This window comes from Streptomyces sp. NPDC002209 (assembly GCF_042890265.1).
Taxonomy (GTDB): Bacteria; Actinomycetota; Actinomycetes; order Streptomycetales; family Streptomycetaceae; genus Streptomyces.
On the sequence record NZ_JBIARX010000017.1, the window covers coordinates 33,465 to 49,650 of the forward strand.

Consider the following 16,186-nt stretch of genomic DNA (forward strand, 5'->3'; position numbering starts at 1 on the left):
GCGCGGGCCCAGGGCATCGCGCCACGGTAGTGATCCTGGTATCGAAGGACGCATCCGGACATCAAACTTTCGATTGACCGGGCGCCGCCGGCCCCCGCTTAGGCTGTTCAGGCCATGGCTGTTATTGCGGAATCCCCCGTTCCACGTCCCCTCACCCCAGTCTCGCGCGTCTTGCGCCTGTGCCTGCACGCGCTGCTGTTCGGGCTGCTCGCGCTGGCCGCCGGGCGGGCCGTCACCGACTCCGCGCCGCGCGCCGGCTGGGTGGTCGCCGCCTGCGCGGTGCTGGCCGCCGTGTACGCGGCCGGCGTACTGACTCCCGCGGTGCACCGCTCGCCGCGCGCCGGGGCGGTGTGGCTGGCCGGGCTGGGCGCGGCATGGGCGGGGCTGCTGGTGGTCTCCCCCGACGGGCTGTGGATCGCCTTCCCGCTGTACTTCCTGGAGCTGCACCTGCTGCGGCTGCGCTGGGGCGTCGCGGCCGTCGCCGTGACCGCGTGCGCGGCGATCGGCGGTTTCCTGGCCCACGCGCAGAGCAGCGCGGTGTCGCCGGGGGCCTTCCTCGGACCGCTGCTCGGCGGGGCCGTGGCGGTGGCGACCGTACTGGGCTACCAGGCGCTGTACCGCGAGAGCGAACGGCGCCGCGAGCTGATCGAGGAGCTCATCGCCACCCGCGCCGAGCTCGCCGCGGCCGAGCGGGACGCGGGCATCCTGGCGGAGCGGGAACGCCTGGCCCGGGAGATCCACGACACCCTGGCCCAGGGCCTGTCCTCGATCCAGCTCCTGCTCCGCGCGGCGGAACGGTCACTTCCACAGGACGCTCCCGCCCTGGAGCACATCGGCCGGGCCCGGGAGGCCGCGCAGGAGAACCTCGCCGAGGCGCGTCGTTTCGTACGCGCGCTCACCCCTCCCGATCTGGAGCACGGCTCCCTCGCCGCCGCGCTGGAGCGGCTGTGCACGGCCGCTCCGGGGCCGCGGGCCCGGTTCTGCCTGAGCGGTGCGCCCCGGGTCCTGCCCACCCCGTACGAGGTGGCCCTGCTGCGGATCGCGCAGTCGGCGCTCGCCAACGTGGTGCGCCATGCGCGCGCGGACCGCGCCGAGATCACCCTGACCTTCATGGACGCCTCGGTGACGCTGGACATCGTGGACGACGGGACCGGCTTCGATCCGTCCTGCGCTCCGGGCGGCGAGGGCGGGTTCGGGCTGCCGGCGATGCGCTCGCGGGCCGAGACACTGGGCGGGCTGTTCACCGTGGAGTCCGCGCCGGGCCAGGGCACCGCCGTGGCCGTCACCCTGCCGCTGCCCCTGGAGGCATCCTGATGACGATCCGCCTGCTGCTGGCCGACGACCACCCGGTGGTCCGGGCCGGGCTGCGCGCGGTGCTGGACACCGAACCGGACTTCGCGGTGGTCGCGGAGGCCGCCACCGCCGAGCGGGCGGTGGAGCTGGCCGCCTCGGAGCCGGTGGACGTGGTCCTGATGGACCTCCAGTTCGGCAAGGGCATGCACGGCTCGGCGGCGACGGCGGCGATCACCGCCCGGCCCGGCGCCCCCAGGGTCCTGGTCCTGACCACGTACGACACGGACGCGGACATCCTGGCGGCGGTGGAGGCGGGCGCGTCGGGCTACCTGCTGAAGGACGCCCCGCCGGAGGAGCTGGCGGCAGCGGTCCGCACCGCGGCGGCGGGCCAGTCGGCGCTGGCCCCGGCGGTGGCGCTGCGCCTGATGGACCGGATGCGCACGCCCGCGGAGGCACTGACGAAGCGGGAGCTCGAGGTGCTCCAGCTGGTGGCGGACGGCCTGTCGAACCAGCAGATCTCGAAGAAGCTCTTCCTGAGCCAGGCCACGGTCAAATCCCACCTGGTCCACATCTACGCGAAGCTCGGCGTCGACTCCCGCACCTCGGCGGTGGCCGCGGCCACCACCCGCCGCCTGATCCGCACGCCATAGGCGCCTGCGGGTGACGGTCCTCCCCGGGGACGGGCCTTCCCCCGGGCTCCCCGGCGGCCTGATCCACAACACACCTAGGCCACCCAGTGCGGCCGCTCCACCGCCGGAGCCAGCGGGACCCCGTCGTGGAAGGCCGCCGCGAGGCGCCGTACTGCCTCGTCCAGCCGACCCTCGGCCAGCGTGTACGGAATCCGCAGCCGGTGCTCGAACGTTCCGGGATCCACCCCGAACCGCGCCCCCCGCCCGATGTGCACGCCGCAGGCCCCCGCCCGCTCCGCAAGCGCCGAGCTCACCGACTCCCCCAGGTCCACCCACAGCGACAGCCCACCCGGCGGCACCTGCCACGACCACTCCGGAGTGTGCCGCTCCAGGGCACGCACCAGCGCCTCCCGCTGCCCGCGCAACTGCGCGAGCCGCGCCGGCAGGGTCCGCTCCAGCCCCTCCAGCAGCGGCAGGGCCACCAGCTGGTCCAGTACCGACCCGGTCATGTCCGCGGCCACCTTCACCGCCGTCAGCTCCGTGATCATCTTTGCGGTGGCCCGTACCCAGCCCACCCGCAGCCCGCCCCAGTGCGTCTTGCTGAGCGAACCGATCGTCACCACGTGGTCCGCCCCTCCCCTCGGCGCCAGCGAGGCCAGCGGCGCCGGCGGCGGCACGTCCAGGGCGATGTCGGCGATGGTCTCGTCGACCACCAGCCAGGTCCCGGTGCGCCGCGTCGCCGACAGCAGCCGCAGCCGCTGCTCCTGCGGCATGAGCAGACCCGTCGGGTTGTGGAAGTCCGGGATCACGTACGCCATCCTCGGCACGGTCTGCCGCAGCGTGGACTCGGCGATCTCCATGTCCCAGCCCGCGTCGGAGACGGCGATCGACCCGGTGCGCAGCCGGGCGTGCCGCAGGGCGTCCAGGGCGTTCGCGTACGTGGGGTTCTCGGTCACCACCCGGTCCCCGGGCCGGCACAGCAGGCTCACGACCAGCGAGAACGCCTGCTGCGCACCGGCCGTGACCAGGATCTGCTCGGGGCGGGTCGGCAACCCCCGCCGGGTGAACCGCTCGGCGACGGCACTGCGCAGGTCGGGCAGCCCGAAGGGGTTGTAGCCGGGGCTCCGGGCGAGGCCCGGCAGCCGGGTCGCGGCCCGGGCGAGGGCCTCGGCGAGGGCGTCCTGCGGGGCGCCCAGGGCGGCGATGGCCAGGTCGATCCCGGGATCGCCGTCGGCGATGTAGCCGCCGGAGCCGACCAGCAGGTGCGCGCCGACCGGTCCGTGGCCCTCGGGGAGTTCGGTCCAGGTGCCGGAGCCGCGCCGGCTGCGGACGTAGCCGCTCTCGCGCAGCAGGTCGTAGGCCCCGGTGACGGTGGCGCGGCTGGCGCCGAGCGCCTCGGCGAGCTCGCGCTCTGCGGGCAGCCGTACGTGCAGGGCGATCCGGCCGTCCAGGATCAGGGTCCGCACGGCGTCTGCGAGGGACCGGTAACCGGGCCGGGCCAGCACCTCGGAGGGCAGCAGGGCCGCGAGCTGGCGGCTGCCGATGGTTCTGTCCGCCGTCTGGACGACTCGCCCGTTTGCCATGCCAACCTCCCCTGATTGGCTCTGCCCGCCAGGCCAATCCAGGTCCAGAATCGCGGTATTGGCCCCCGATTGGCAAGGAGAGCGCCATGCCGACCCCCCTGACCGACCGCGATGAACGCGCCCTGGCGGCTGCCGTCGAGAACCGGATCTCCGCGCCGCTGCGCCTCGGACCCGGTCTGGCCGCGGTACGGCGCCTGCTGAGACGGCGGCCGCGCACCGGCCCGCAGGGGCGAGAATCGCTGACATGCCAGCCAACGCAGACTCGACCCCGACCCCCCGGCCCCCTGGCCCCGTGATCGCGGGCCTGCTCCTCGCGGCCGGCGGCGGCCGCCGCCTGGGCGGCCGCCCCAAGGCCCTGCTCGAGTACCGCGGCCGCCCGCTCGTCGAGAACGCGGTGCGGGTGCTGCGCGAGGCGGGCTGCGGTCCGCTGCACGTGGTGCTCGGCGCCTCTGCCGCCGAGGTCCGCGAGCGGGCGGACCTGACCGGGTGCGTGGTCGTGGACAACCCCGACTGGGCGCAGGGCATGGGCTCGTCCCTGCGTGTCGGCCTCGCCTCGCTCGCCGGTACGGGCGCCTCGGCAGCCCTCGTCTCGCTCGTGGACCAGCCGGGCATCGGCCCCGCGGCCGTGGCGCGGGTCCGGGGGGCCTACCGCTCCCCCGCGAGCCTGGTCGCGGCGGCCTACGGCGGGGAGCGCGGCCATCCGGTGCTCTTCGGCGCGGACCGCTGGGCGGACATCGCGGCGACGGCGACCGGGGACAAGGGTGCGCGGGTTCATCTGACAGAACACGCGAACGAGCTCACGCTGGTGGAGTGCGGGGACATTGCCGAGGCCTTCGACATCGACACCCCGCCCGACCTGGCACGACTGGCTTGAGCGGAGGTCGAGCGGCAGTTGAGCAGGCAGTGACGAAGGTGGCACTGAGGGCCACCGGGCGCCGGAGTCTGTCGACTCAGAGAATCTCGACATCAACAAACCATTGAACTTCCACCATAAGGAAATTACTATCCACTGGTCAGAAGCGCCCTGAACCCCCAGACGGCGCCCGCGACCGTATCCCGGAACTCTCCACACCCGACGGCACTGCGTGCCGTCCTGCGCGAGCATTCCCCGCGGCCGCCAGGCACCGCCGCTGAAGGAGTGACAGATATGTCCGCACCAGCGCCGTCATCGCTGGCCATCGTCGACGCCGAGCCCCTGCCCCGGCAGGACGAAGTCCTGACCGAGGCGGCCCTCGCGTTCGTGGCCGAGCTCCACCGGCGGTTCACCCCCCGCCGCGACGAGCTCCTCGCCCGCCGCGCCGAGCGCCGCGCCGAAATCGCCCGCACCTCCCACCTCGACTTCCTCCCGGACACCGCACAGGTCCGCGAGGGCGACTGGAAGGTCGCGCCGGCCCCGGCCGCGCTGAACGACCGCCGTGTGGAGATCACCGGTCCGACGGACCGCAAGATGACCATCAACGCCCTGAACTCGGGCGCCAAGGTCTGGCTCGCCGACTTCGAGGACGCCTCCGCCCCCACCTGGGAGAACGTCGTCCTCGGCCAGCTCAACCTCATCGACGCCTACGAGCGCCGCATCGACTTCACGGACCCGCGCACGGGCAAGTCGTACGCCCTCAAGCCCGCCGAGCAGCTGGCGACCGTCGTGATGCGCCCGCGCGGCTGGCACCTGGTGGAGCGCCACCTCCAGGTCGACGGCCGTCCGGTCCCCGGCGCCCTGGTCGACTTCGGCCTGTACTTCTTCCACAACGCCAAGCGCCTCATCGCGCTCGGCAAGGGCCCGTACTTCTACCTGCCGAAGACGGAGTCGCACCTGGAGGCGCGCCTCTGGAACGAGATCTTCGTGTTCTCGCAGGACTACGTCGGGATCCCGCAGGGCACGGTCCGCGCGACGGTCCTGATCGAGACCATCACGGCCGCGTACGAGATGGAGGAGATCCTCTACGAGCTGCGCGACCACGCGGCGGGCCTGAACGCGGGCCGCTGGGACTACCTGTTCTCGATCGTGAAGAACTTCCGCGACGGCGGCGAGAAGTTCGTCCTGCCGGACCGCAACGCGGTGACGATGACGGCCCCGTTCATGCGGGCGTACACCGAACTGCTGGTCCGCACCTGCCACAAGCGCGGCGCGCACGCCATCGGCGGCATGGCGGCCTTCATCCCGTCCCGCAAGGACGCCGAGATCAACAAGGTCGCGTTCGAGAAGGTCAAGGCCGACAAGGACCGCGAGGCGGGCGACGGCTTCGACGGTTCGTGGGTCGCCCACCCCGACCTGGTCCCGATCGCGATGGCCTCCTTCGACGCGGTCCTCGGCGAGAAGCCGAACCAGAAGGACCGGCTCCGCGAGGACGTCTCGGTGGCCCCGGGCGAGCTCATCGCGATCGACTCGCTGGACGCGCGGCCGACGTACGAGGGCCTGCGCAACGCCGTCCAGGTCGGCATCCGCTACATCGAGGCCTGGCTGCGCGGCCTGGGCGCCGTCGGCATCTTCGGCCTGATGGAGGACGCGGCCACCGCGGAGATCTCGCGCTCGCAGATCTGGCAGTGGATCAACGCCGGTGTCGTCTTCGAGCACGACGGCGAGCCCGTGACGGCCACCGCCGACCTCACCCGCAAGATCGCCGCCGAGGAGCTGGCCGCGATCCGCGCCGAGATCGGCGAGGAGGCCTTCGCGGCCGGAAAGTGGCAGCAGGCCCACGACCTCCTCCTCCAGGTCTCCCTGGACGCGGACTACGCGGACTTCCTCACCCTGCCCGCGTACGACCAGCTCGTCGGCTGACCCCCGGCGTCGACCGGATCGCACAGCAGTCGACCAGGCTCCGCCCCCGCGCCACCAGGCCCGGGGGCGGAGCCGTTTGCGCGCGTCAAGCGGTCAACCGCCATGCCGCGTAGGCGAGGTGCTGGCTGTGGCCCGCCCGGATCCACCACTCGGCGTTGCCGACGCCGGGGGCTCCCCGGCCGGTGGCGCACTCGTGCAGCCAGCGGTCGCCCTCGCTGAACCCGGCTCCCCGGAAGTCGGGCTCGGCGATCATCCGGCGGGCGATCTCCCGCACCTCCTCGGCATGCCCCTCCCCGACCGTGGGCGCCTTGGCCAGGATGAACGTACGGTCCGTGGTGTAGCGCAGGACGCCCCAGGGCGGGCCGCCGCCGGCGCCGGTGTCGGCCGCGAAGGCGTGGTGGGCGCCGTAGTCCCCGTAGGTGACGTCGACGGGGAGCTGCGGCCGGGCGTGACGGACCATGTGCCACACGTCCCAGTCGTGCCGGTGCGCCTCGATCGGCCCCCACCCCGCCGGCTCGGGCGCGGCGGGCGGAAAGGAACCGGCCAGCAGCACGATCGAACGCCACCGGGTGAGCGGGCCGAGCAGCTCCAGGGCGCGCAGGGCGCACTTGTCCGCCCGGTGGTCCTCCTCGGTGACCGCCTCCAGGTCCAGCAGCAGGTCCCGGGCGAGGTCCGGTCCGTCGAGCCGCTCGACGAGCCGGCGCACCTCCTCGGCGCCCTGCTCCGAGGCGGCAGCGGCGGCACGGACCCGCAGCCCGAGGCCGTTCCCGCCCGCCCGGGCGAAGTCCGCGCAGGCGGACTGCTGCCAGTGCGGCCGCCCCGGGCCGGTGACCGGCCGGAGCGGTGTGCGGAGCAGGTACGGCCAGAGCCCCTCCGTGACGGCACGCGGCTCGCCCTCGAGGTGCCGGGCGTCCACCCAGGCGGGCGTGGCCCGTTGGGCGGCGACGACGGCGCCCGGCGGGCCGGCCGGCCCGGCCGGATGCGGGCGCCGCGGAATCGTCCACAGCGGTGAGACGGCGGTCTGCAGGGACGGCGCCAGCCGGGAGTACGCCGCGAGCGGGCCGCGGCGCACCGGCAGGACGGGTACGTAGAGCGGCTCGACCATGGTGGCTCCCCCGTTGACCGCCTTGGTTGCGCTTCTGTTCACAGGGTGGGCGCGAACGGCCGGCGAGGGAACAGCGCAATCCGGCCAAGGGCGGGGAGGGTTGGCGGGCCGACCGATCGATCGGTTGTTACTCCATCGTAACTTTCCTGTACCTAGCGGTAACAACGCGCGCCGTGTCACCTTTCCGATGCCACCGGCCGGCGGTACCCCCACTTCCCCAGCCATGCACCGGAGTTCTCTCCGGCTCTGCCATGGCCGACCGCAGGAGTTCCGCCGTGATCGGATTCCGCACCGCCAGCAAGGACCGGGCCCGCAGTCGCGTGCGACGGCTCACCGGGGCCGGGATGGTTCTGCCGCTCGCCGTCAGCGCGCTGCTCGCCGGCTCCGCCGGGACCTCCGTGGCCAGCCCCGGGACCGGGCCCACCGCCGTGGTGTCCATGGGCGACAGCTACATCTCCGGCGAGGCCGGCCGCTGGAAGGGCAACAGCCTGACCAACAGCGGGAATCGCACCGGGACCGACCGCGCGTGGGTCTCCGGGAGCACCTACGACCCCGCCAAGGTGTACGGGAGCACCGCCGGCGGGTGCCACCGATCCGACTCCGCCGAGGTCAAGAGCGCCGGGGCGATCGCCGACGTGGCCGTGAACCTGGCCTGCTCCGGGGCCGTTTCCGAGAACGTCTTCCGCGCCTCCAACGGCGGAGTGCCCTTCAAGGGCGAAGCCCCGCAGGCCGATCAGCTGGCCGCGGTGGCCGCCGCGAACAACGTGAAGGTCATCGCGCTGTCCATCGGCGGCAACGACCTCGGCTTCGCCGACATCATCAAGGAGTGCGCCCTCGACTTCGTCCTCTGGAACTCGTACTGCTACGACGACCAGCAGTCCGGGGTCGACGGGAAGATCGACGGCGTCATGGCGAACGTCGGCAAGTCCGTGGACGAGATCCGCGCCGTGATGCGAGCCGCCGGGTACGCCGACTCCTCGTACCGGATCGTGCTCCAGTCCTATCCGTCGCCGATCCCGCGCGGCGCCGAGAACCGCTACACGCAGAGCGACTGGAGCCGCCTCAACACCGGCGGCTGCCCGTTCTGGAACCGGGACTCGGACTGGGCGCGCGACTCGCTCGTGCCGCAGATCGCCGATCGCCTCAAGGGAGTTGCCGCCGCCAAGGGCGTGCAGTTCCTGGACCTGCGGGACATGCTGCAGGGCCGCGAGGTGTGCGCGAAGGCCAGCAAGCTGGTGAGCACCTCGGCGCCCGCGTCGGCGAAGACGAGCGAGTGGGCGCGCTGGATCGACAGCAGTGAGACGCAGGGGCCGGTCCAGGAGTCCATGCACCCGAACTACTTCGGCCAGCTCGCCGTCGGCCGCTGTCTGGCCCTGGCCGTCGCCCAGCCCGCGAACTCCGCCTCCGGCTGCAAGAACACCGCCGGAGCGGACCAGACGGGGATGTTCCTGACGCCCGCCGTCTAAGGCACGACGTACAGGTCGAGGGCGTCCGCGGAGTGCTCGCGGACGCCCTTTTCGCGTGCGGTCAGCCCCGTACGGCTGCCAGCGCCTCGTCGTAGAGGGCCGCCAGGTCGGCGCTGCCGCCGCTGCGGACCCAGGCTTCGGTGGCGGCGTCCACGCAGGCGAAGACGGTCGCGACGACCGCAGCGGCGCGGACTTCGGGGATCAGGCCCTCCCCCGCGCCCATCCGGACCGTGACGGCGGGCAGGACCATCTCCTGCCAGCGCAGCCGCTTCTGCGTGTAACGGGCGCGCAGCGACGGGGTGTCGAAGATCAGCGCCGTGATCTCCAGCAGCTCTTCGGGGGCGCCGTGCGCGTCCATGAGCACTTCGAAGCCGGCGCGCAGGGCCTCCCACGCGGTGGCGGTGGCGGGCTGGGCCTCCACCGTCGCGCGCAGCAGCTCGCCGAGCTCCTCCTGCTCCCCGCAGACGATGTCCTCCTTGGTACCGAAGTACCGGAACAGCGACCGCTGGGAGATCCCGGCTTCCTTGGCGATCTGCGCGATCGTCGTGGCCTCGTAGCCCTGCTCGGCGAAGAGCCGCATGGCCGTCTCGAAGATGCTCGCCACCACGGCCTGCCGGGAGCGGTCCCACAGGCTCGGCTGCGTTGCGGTGGTCACCATCCGCCCAGCATATAGGCGGACCGCCAGTTTTGCTCTCACTGCCCGCTTGGCAGTCACTGCCAAGCGGGCATACAGTGATGGCAAGACGATGTCCCCCATGAGCAGGAGCCACTGTGAACGCGGTCGATTACCGGGACCGGACCACCCTGATCACCGGCGCGAGCTCCGGCCTGGGCGCCGAATTCGCGCGCCAGCTCGCTGCGCGAGGCTCCGACCTCGTGCTCGTCGCCCGCCGGGAGGACCGGCTGAAGGCGCTCGCCGGGGAGCTGTCGGCGGCGCACGGCGTCAGCGTCGAAGTGATCGCCATGGACCTGGCCGTCGAAGGGTGCGGTGAACGGCTGGCCGCCGAGGTGGAACGGCGCGGGATCACGGTCTCCAGCGTCATCAACAACGCCGGCTTCGGCACGTACGGGCTCTTCCACGAGGAGGACCCGCAGCGGCTCCGCCAGGAAGTGGGCCTCGACGTGATGGCCGTCGTCGACATCAGCCGTGCCTTCATCGGCCCGCTGCGCAGCCGCGGCGAGGGCGTCCTGGTCAACGTCGCCAGCTCGGCCGCCTACCAGCCCGTCCCGAACATGGCCGTCTACGGCGCCACCAAGGCCTTCGTGCTCAGCTTCACCGAGGCCCTCTGGCAGGAGTCCCGGGGCAACGGGCTGCGCGTGCTGGCGCTGTCGCCGGGCGCGACCAGGACGGAGTTCTTCGACGTGGTCGGCACCGAGGACGCCGCCAGCGGCACCAAGATGCAGACCTCCGAGGAGGTCGTACGCACCGCGCTGAAGGCGCTGGACCGGAAGAACCCGCCGCCGAGCGTGGTCTCCGGGGCCCTGAACCGCATCATGACCCTCAGCGGACGGTTCGCGAGCCGCCGCACGGTCGTACGGATCGTGGGCCGCATGACCACGCCGCGCACCCCCTAGCCGGACACCCCCTGGGGGTGGCGGACCGGGGTGCGGGCTGCGACGTCGAGGGTGAGGCCGCCGGGCTGCAGGATGGTGCGCGTGCTGAACACGGGCGTGGTGCCCGCGGCACGGGTGACCCGGTGGCGGGCGACGACGGTGGCGGTGGCGGTGACCATCGCGACCATCGCGAAGTGAGCGCCCAGGCAGGTGCGCGGTCCGCCGCCGAAGGGCATGAAGGCGTACTTGGGCAACGGGGTGGCGGGGTGCTCCGTCCAGCGCTCGGGGCGGAAGGCCGTCGGCCGGTCGTAGTGGCGCGGGTCCCGCTGGAGCACGAAGGGGCTGACGGCGACCCGCCGGCCGGGGCGCAGCGGGTAGCCGGCGAGCCGGGTGGGCCGGTCGACGGTCCGCTCGAGCAGCCACAGCGGCGGGTAGAGCCGGAGCACCTCCTTCACCACGGCCTCGGTGACGGCCAGGCGGGGCAGATCGGCCGCGGTCGGCAGCCGGCCTGCGAGCTCCCGGTCGGCCTCGGCCCGTACCTGTTCGTGCACCGCCGGGTGCTGGTCGAGGACGAGGAAGAGCCAGGCCAGGGCGGCGGCGGTGGTCTCGTGGGCGGCGAACAGGGTGGAGACGACGATGCTGATCGCACCGTCGTGGGTGAGGGCTCCTTCGTCGCACGCGGTGTTGAGGAGGTCGGCGACCACCGGGGGTGAGCCGTCCTGCCGCGTTCTGCGCCGCTGCCGGATGAGCCGGGACACCTCCCGGGCCAGGTCGCGGCCGGCTCGGTGCAGGCGCCGCCGGTGCAGCGAGGGCCAGCGGGCAGGCAGGGGCACGGCCGCGGGCAGCAGCGCGTCCTGCAGCCGGGCCAGCCGGACGGTGGCCTCACCGGTGTCGGGTCCGAGGCAGAACTCGGCGATGAGGTGGGCGCTGAGGTCTTCCAGGGCGGGGATCGCCTCGATCCTGCCCCGGGCCTGCCAGGTGTGCGCGTGCCGGGCCGCCGTCGCCGCGATGCGCTCCTCGGCGGCGCGCAGGCTGCTGCGGTTCAGGCCGCGTCCCGCCAGGCTGCGGGCACGCATCCACCGGGCCAGGTCCTGCGAGGCGTGGCCTCCGTCGGTCGCCTGGCCCAGCAGGTCCTGATTGATGGTGTAGGCGGTGTTGGTGTGCTTGAGGACCTCCTCCGCCAGGACCGGCGAGTTGACGATGTACAGCTCGTCGTCGAAGCGCACCAGGTCGCCGTACTGCCGCTGGTCGAGCAGGAAGCCGAGCTGGTCGCGTTCGAACGCGCGCCTGTTGCTGCCGTGGCGCCCGGTTCCTTCGGGGCCGGGCGGCACGGCGGGCGACCGCACGGGTCACCACCCCTGTATGTAGTAGTAGTACGTGCTCAGGCGGGCCTTGTTCGCGCCGAGCGCGGCCTTCAGCGACGTGTTCCGCAGGAGCTTCGCTCCCGAGGGGTCGTCGGCCAGGGGGGCGGCACCGGATGCGGCGAAGGCCGATCCGGTACCGATCAGCACGGCCGCGGCGGAAACCGCGACCACGATCGCCTTGCGCAGGGGGTTCAGGGCAGCCATGGCCGTCCTCCTTCCGGAATTCCGGACGGCGGGTCCGCCCGGTTCGTGCCCTCCATTGCGCGGGGCCCGGGACCCCGGGTCATGCCACGCGTTCTCGTGACGTGCCCCGAACCCCCTGGACCTGGCACCATGCCCGCCCCGCGGCCCGCCGGCCCCTGGCCACCCGGCCACCGGAAATCCGGATGATCTCTCGCGGTGCGGGCTGGCATGCTCGGGCGCATGGCAGTCCGCAGCGCACGTCCCAGCCTCTACATCTCCGTCGACATCGAGGCCGACGGCCCGATCCCCGGCCCGTACTCGATGATCAGCTTCGGGGCCGCCGTCGCGGGGCGGCAGGACGGCGCTTCGTATACGGCCGCGGACCCCGAGCAGCACACCTTCTACCGCGAACTCCGGCCGATCGGCGACGAGTACGTCCCCGAGGCGCTCGCCGTCAGCGGCCTCGACCGGGACCGGCTGGTCCGGGAGGGCGCCGAACCCGCGGCGGCCATGGCCGAGTTCCGCGCCTGGGTGCGGGAAGTCTCCGCCGGGGCCCAGCCCGTGATGTGCGGCTACCCGGCCTCCTTCGACTGGACCTTCCTGTACTGGTACTTGATGCGGTTCGGCGGTGACAGCCCCTTCGGGCACTCCGGCTGCCTGGACATGAAGACCCTGTACGCGGCGAAGGCGCGGGTCCCGCTGCGCGCCGCTGTGAAGGGGCGGATGCCCAAGCAGCTGCTCTCCCGCCGCCGGCACACCCACCACGCGCTCGACGACGCGATCGAGCAGGCCGAGCTGATGAGCAATCTGATGCTCTGGACGCCTCCGGTCGGCCCCGGCGCCGCGGGCTGACTCCCCCGGCTGCCCCCTCGGCCCTGACGGGCGCGGAAAGACGGCCGGTGCGTACGCCACACCCGCAGTGGGTGGCGTACGCACCGGTCGTGGCAGGCCGGACCCCGTGAGGGGTCAGTGCACGGGTACCGGTTCCGGGGCGGCAGCCCCGGCCCGCCGGGCCCCGAAGTGGTTGAAGGCCAGGTTGAGCGCGATGGCCACCACGCAGCCGGTGCTGATGCCCGAGTCCAGGACGACCAGCAGGTCCTTCGGGAACGCGTGGTAGAAGTCCGGCGCCGCGATCGGGATCAGGCCGATGCCCACCGAGGCGGCGACGATCAGGGCGTTCTCGCCCTTCTCCATGGCCGCGCCCGCCAGGGTCTGGATCCCGCTGGCCGCGACCGAGCCGAACAGGACGATGCCGGCGCCGCCGAGGACCGGCAGCGGGACCACTCCGATGACGGAGGCGGCGACCGGGCACAGGCCCAGCAGGATCAGGATGCCGCCGCCCGCGGCGACGACGAACCGGCTGCGCACCTTGGTCATCGCCACGAGCCCGATGTTCTGCGCGAAGGCGCTGCACATGAAGCCGTTGAACAGCGGGCTGAGCGCGCTGCCGAGGGTGTCGGCGCGCAGCCCGCCCTCGATGGTCTTCGCGTCCGCCGGGCGGCCGACGATCTTGCCGAGGGCCAGGATGTCGGCGGTGGACTCGGTCATGCAGACCAGCATGACGATGCACATGGAGACGATGGCGGCGACCTGGAACTGCGGGGCGCCGAAGTGGAACGGGGTCGGGAAGCCCACGAGGGAGGCGTTCTTGACGGCGTCGAAGCTGGTCATGCCGAGCGGGAGGGCGATCAGCGTACCCGCGACCAGGCCGAGCAGGATCGAGATCTGCTGGAGGAAGCCGCGCAGGAACTTGCGCATCAGCAGGACGGTCACGAGGGTGACGGCGGCCATGCCGATGTTCTTCATCGAGCCGTAGTCGGTGGCGGTGCGGTTGCCGCCCTGCGACCAGTTGAAGGCCACCGGCAGCAGGGACACGCCGATCAGGGTGATGACCGTACCGGTGACCACGGGCGGGAAGAAGCGGACGAGCTTTCCGAAGTACGGGGCGGCGAGGAAGCCGACGAGCCCGGCGACGATGATCGCGCCGAAGATGACGGGGACGGCGTCCGCGCCCTCACCCTTGCCGATGGCGATCATCGGGGTCACACCGGCGAACGAGACGCCGTTGACGAAGGGGAGTTTGGCGCCGATCTTCCAGAAGCCGAGGGTCTGGAGGAGGGTGGCGAGCCCTGCGGTGAAGAGCGAGGCGCCCATCAGGAACGCGGTCTCGGTGGCGGAGAGTCCGACGGCAGGGCCGACGATCATGGGCGGGGCGACGACACCCGCGTACATGGCGGCCACGTGCTGGAGTCCGCTCGTGAACATTTTCAGCGGAGGCAGGGTCTCGTCGACCGGGTGCTTCTCCTCCGGTATTGCGACTGCATCTTTGCGAAACCTGGGCGCCTGGGCCACGGCTTCCTCCGTTCGGTTGAACACGCCGGCAGGGACGTGGTGTCTTGGAGGTGGTGCGAAAGCGGTGCGAGTCGAGCCTTGTATGCAGTTGTGGGGTGCCGTGGTCGCCGTGGTCCACGGCATGCGGAAACGATTCGCCCGAGTCGTTCGCGCAGCAGACGAAGACAGCGGTGGCACGAGTCACCGCCCCGGGAGCACCCTCGGAATCCCTCGGGCGCTTCCCGGGAACGGCTGCCGCGGACCCCGCTCGGGTCCGCGACCGCCGGCCGGGGGCCGTCCCCCCCGGCCGGACTCCGTGGGATCAGCCCTGCGCGGAGATCCGCGCGAGGCGCTGGGCCTCTTCCCGGGTGGACACCGCGATGGCGTCCTCGTCGGCGAAGAGAAGGCGGTTGTTCTCGACGATCTGCTTGCCGTTGACCAGCGAGAGGGTCACCGGGGCGGCCGCGCCGAAGACCAGCGCGGTGACCGGGTCGGCGATCGAGGAGTGGGCCAGGGTGCTGAGGTTCCACATCACCAGGTCGGCGCACTTGCCGACCTCCAGCGAGCCGATGCTGTCGGCGCGGCCGAGCACCTGGGCGCCACCGTACGTACCGAGGCGCAGGGCCTGGCGCGCATTGAGGGCGGCCTCGCGGTGGACCGGGTTCAGCCGGTTGATCAGCAGCGCGTTGCGCAGCTCGGTGTGCAGCTCACCGGACTCGTTCGAGGCGGTGCCGTCCACGCCGAGGCCGACCGGGACGCCGGCGGCGAGCATGTCCGGGACGCGGGCGATGCCGGCGGCCAGACGGGCGTTGGAGGACGGGCAGTGCGCGACGCCGGTCTTGGTGCGGGCGAACGCGGCGATGTCGGAGTCGTTCATGTGGACGCTGTGCGCCATCCACACGTCCTCGCCGAGCCAGCCGGTCGACTCGAAGTAGTCGGTCGGGCCCATTCCGAACAGTTCCTTGCAGAACTGCTCCTCCTCGACGGTCTCGCTGCCGTGCGTGTGCATGCGCACACCGAGGCGGCGGGCCAGCTCGGCGCCCTGCTTCAGCAGCTCGGTGGAGACCGAGAAGGGGGAGCAGGGGGCGACGGCGACCTGGGTCATCGCGTCGAAGGAGTAGTCGTGGTGCTTCTTGACCGTCGCCTCGGTGTCGGCGAGCGCACCCTCGAGGGTCTCGACGGCGTGGTCCGGGGGCAGGCCGCCGTCCTTCTTGCTGCGGTCCATGGAGCCGCGGGCGAGGGTGAAGCGGACGCCCATCTCGGACGCGGCGCGGATGATCGCGCCGGAGAGGTCGCCGGAGCCCTTGGGGTAGACGTAGTGGTGGTCCATGGCGGTGGTGACGCCGCCCTTGGCCATCATCGCCAGGGAGCCCTGGGCCGCCGTGTAGGCCATCTGCTCGTCGATGCGCGCCCACGTCGGGTACAGGGCGACGAGCCAGTTGAAGAGGTTGTGGTCGGTGGCCAGACCACGGGTGATCCACTGGTAGAAGTGGTGGTGGGTGTTGACCAGACCCGGGGTGACGAGGTGACCCGTGCCGTCGATGCGGCGGACCACATTATCGAGGTTCTCGGGGGCTTTGCCCGCACCGATCGACTCGATCTTGTTGCCGGCGACGACCACGTGGCCCGAGGCGTACTCGGTGTCGTTCGCGTCGACGGTCGCAATCGCACAGTTCTCGATGACGATGCGCTCTACGGCGCTGTCATGCGCTGCCGATGCTGCCATGGGACTTCCTCGTGCTTTCAGTGGCGGTGCGGGCACGGCAGGACCCAGGGGATTTGAGTGCCGGAGCCGGGGACCTCGACAGCTGACAGTACTGCCGTCCCGCGTGGTGCGTCCGGGTGCCGATTCAGGAAGTTGAAACGTGTCGCGCGGTCCCGGGGCCACTGCGGAGCCCCGGG

The 16,186-nt window shown here is 72.3% G+C and carries 14 protein-coding genes; 7 read left to right on the forward strand and 7 right to left on the reverse strand.

What is annotated here, in order from left to right; all coding sequences use genetic code 11:
• Positions 1-114: 114 nt before the first annotated feature.
• Positions 115-1,314: a sensor histidine kinase gene (locus ACFYXK_RS26945; protein ID WP_389413451.1), complete on the forward strand. Its 1,200-nt coding sequence runs from the start codon at positions 115-117 to the stop codon at positions 1,312-1,314.
• Positions 1,314-1,943: a response regulator gene (locus ACFYXK_RS26950; RefSeq protein WP_383510002.1), complete on the forward strand. Its 630-nt coding sequence runs from the start codon at positions 1,314-1,316 to the stop codon at positions 1,941-1,943. Before ACFYXK_RS26945 ends, ACFYXK_RS26950 begins: the two co-directional genes overlap by 1 nt.
• 74 nt (positions 1,944-2,017) lie before the next feature.
• Here the strand turns inward: ACFYXK_RS26950 and ACFYXK_RS26955 are convergent, their stop codons facing one another.
• On the reverse strand, positions 2,018-3,505 hold the full coding sequence (locus ACFYXK_RS26955) for a PLP-dependent aminotransferase family protein (RefSeq protein ID WP_389413452.1): 1,488 nt from the start codon (positions 3,503-3,505) through the stop codon (positions 2,018-2,020).
• Between the two features lie 244 nt (positions 3,506-3,749).
• Here ACFYXK_RS26955 and ACFYXK_RS26960 point away from each other — a divergent pair, with 244 nt between their 5' ends.
• A complete protein-coding gene (locus ACFYXK_RS26960) occupies positions 3,750-4,379 on the forward strand; it encodes an NTP transferase domain-containing protein (protein ID WP_389413453.1) in 630 nt (209 codons plus the stop codon).
• 273 nt (positions 4,380-4,652) lie between these two features.
• Positions 4,653-6,281: a malate synthase A gene (aceB, locus tag ACFYXK_RS26965; protein WP_389413454.1), complete on the forward strand. Its 1,629-nt coding sequence runs from the start codon at positions 4,653-4,655 to the stop codon at positions 6,279-6,281.
• 85 nt (positions 6,282-6,366) lie between these two features.
• Here the strand turns inward: aceB and ACFYXK_RS26970 are convergent, their stop codons facing one another.
• The gene (locus ACFYXK_RS26970) at positions 6,367-7,386 is read right to left on the reverse strand and encodes a hypothetical protein (RefSeq protein ID WP_389413455.1); all 1,020 of its coding nucleotides are present in this window, start codon (positions 7,384-7,386) and stop codon (positions 6,367-6,369) included.
• A gap of 275 nt (positions 7,387-7,661) precedes the next feature.
• Here ACFYXK_RS26970 and ACFYXK_RS26975 point away from each other — a divergent pair, with 275 nt between their 5' ends.
• Positions 7,662-8,852 (forward strand): GDSL-type esterase/lipase family protein, encoded by a 1,191-nt coding sequence (locus ACFYXK_RS26975; RefSeq protein WP_389413456.1) that lies wholly within the window; start codon positions 7,662-7,664, stop codon positions 8,850-8,852.
• Positions 8,853-8,913: 61 nt separating this feature from the next.
• On the opposite strand, the gene ACFYXK_RS26980 is transcribed toward ACFYXK_RS26975, so the two are convergent.
• Entirely contained in the window at positions 8,914-9,510 is a 597-nt protein-coding gene (locus ACFYXK_RS26980; protein ID WP_389413457.1) for a TetR/AcrR family transcriptional regulator, read from the reverse strand.
• A gap of 113 nt (positions 9,511-9,623) precedes the next feature.
• Between ACFYXK_RS26980 and ACFYXK_RS26985 the strand changes: the two genes are divergently transcribed.
• Positions 9,624-10,427 (forward strand): SDR family NAD(P)-dependent oxidoreductase, encoded by an 804-nt coding sequence (locus ACFYXK_RS26985; RefSeq protein WP_389413458.1) that lies wholly within the window; start codon positions 9,624-9,626, stop codon positions 10,425-10,427.
• Here the strand turns inward: ACFYXK_RS26985 and ACFYXK_RS26990 are convergent.
• Both ACFYXK_RS26990 and ACFYXK_RS26995 read right to left on the reverse strand, forming a co-directional pair.
• Entirely contained in the window at positions 10,424-11,752 is a 1,329-nt protein-coding gene (locus tag ACFYXK_RS26990) for a cytochrome P450 (RefSeq protein WP_389413459.1), read from the reverse strand. The two genes, ACFYXK_RS26985 and ACFYXK_RS26990, sit on opposite strands and share 4 nt — an antisense overlap.
• A gap of 3 nt (positions 11,753-11,755) precedes the next feature.
• Positions 11,756-11,974 (reverse strand): hypothetical protein, encoded by a 219-nt coding sequence (locus tag ACFYXK_RS26995; RefSeq protein ID WP_389413460.1) that lies wholly within the window; start codon positions 11,972-11,974, stop codon positions 11,756-11,758.
• Positions 11,975-12,193: 219 nt separating this feature from the next.
• Between ACFYXK_RS26995 and ACFYXK_RS27000 the strand changes: the two genes are divergently transcribed.
• Positions 12,194-12,805 (forward strand): 3'-5' exoribonuclease domain-containing protein, encoded by a 612-nt coding sequence (locus tag ACFYXK_RS27000; protein WP_389413461.1) that lies wholly within the window; start codon positions 12,194-12,196, stop codon positions 12,803-12,805.
• A gap of 114 nt (positions 12,806-12,919) precedes the next feature.
• Here the strand turns inward: ACFYXK_RS27000 and ACFYXK_RS27005 are convergent, their stop codons facing one another.
• Together ACFYXK_RS27005 and ACFYXK_RS27010 are read right to left on the reverse strand one after the other, a co-directional pair.
• On the reverse strand, positions 12,920-14,305 hold the full coding sequence (locus ACFYXK_RS27005) for a nucleobase:cation symporter-2 family protein (protein WP_389413520.1): 1,386 nt from the start codon (positions 14,303-14,305) through the stop codon (positions 12,920-12,922).
• A 301-nt stretch (positions 14,306-14,606) separates the two neighbouring features.
• Positions 14,607-16,010, reverse strand: a complete 1,404-nt coding sequence (locus ACFYXK_RS27010; protein ID WP_389413462.1) for an 8-oxoguanine deaminase — start codon at positions 16,008-16,010, stop codon at positions 14,607-14,609.
• Between the last annotated feature and the right edge of the window lie 176 nt (positions 16,011-16,186).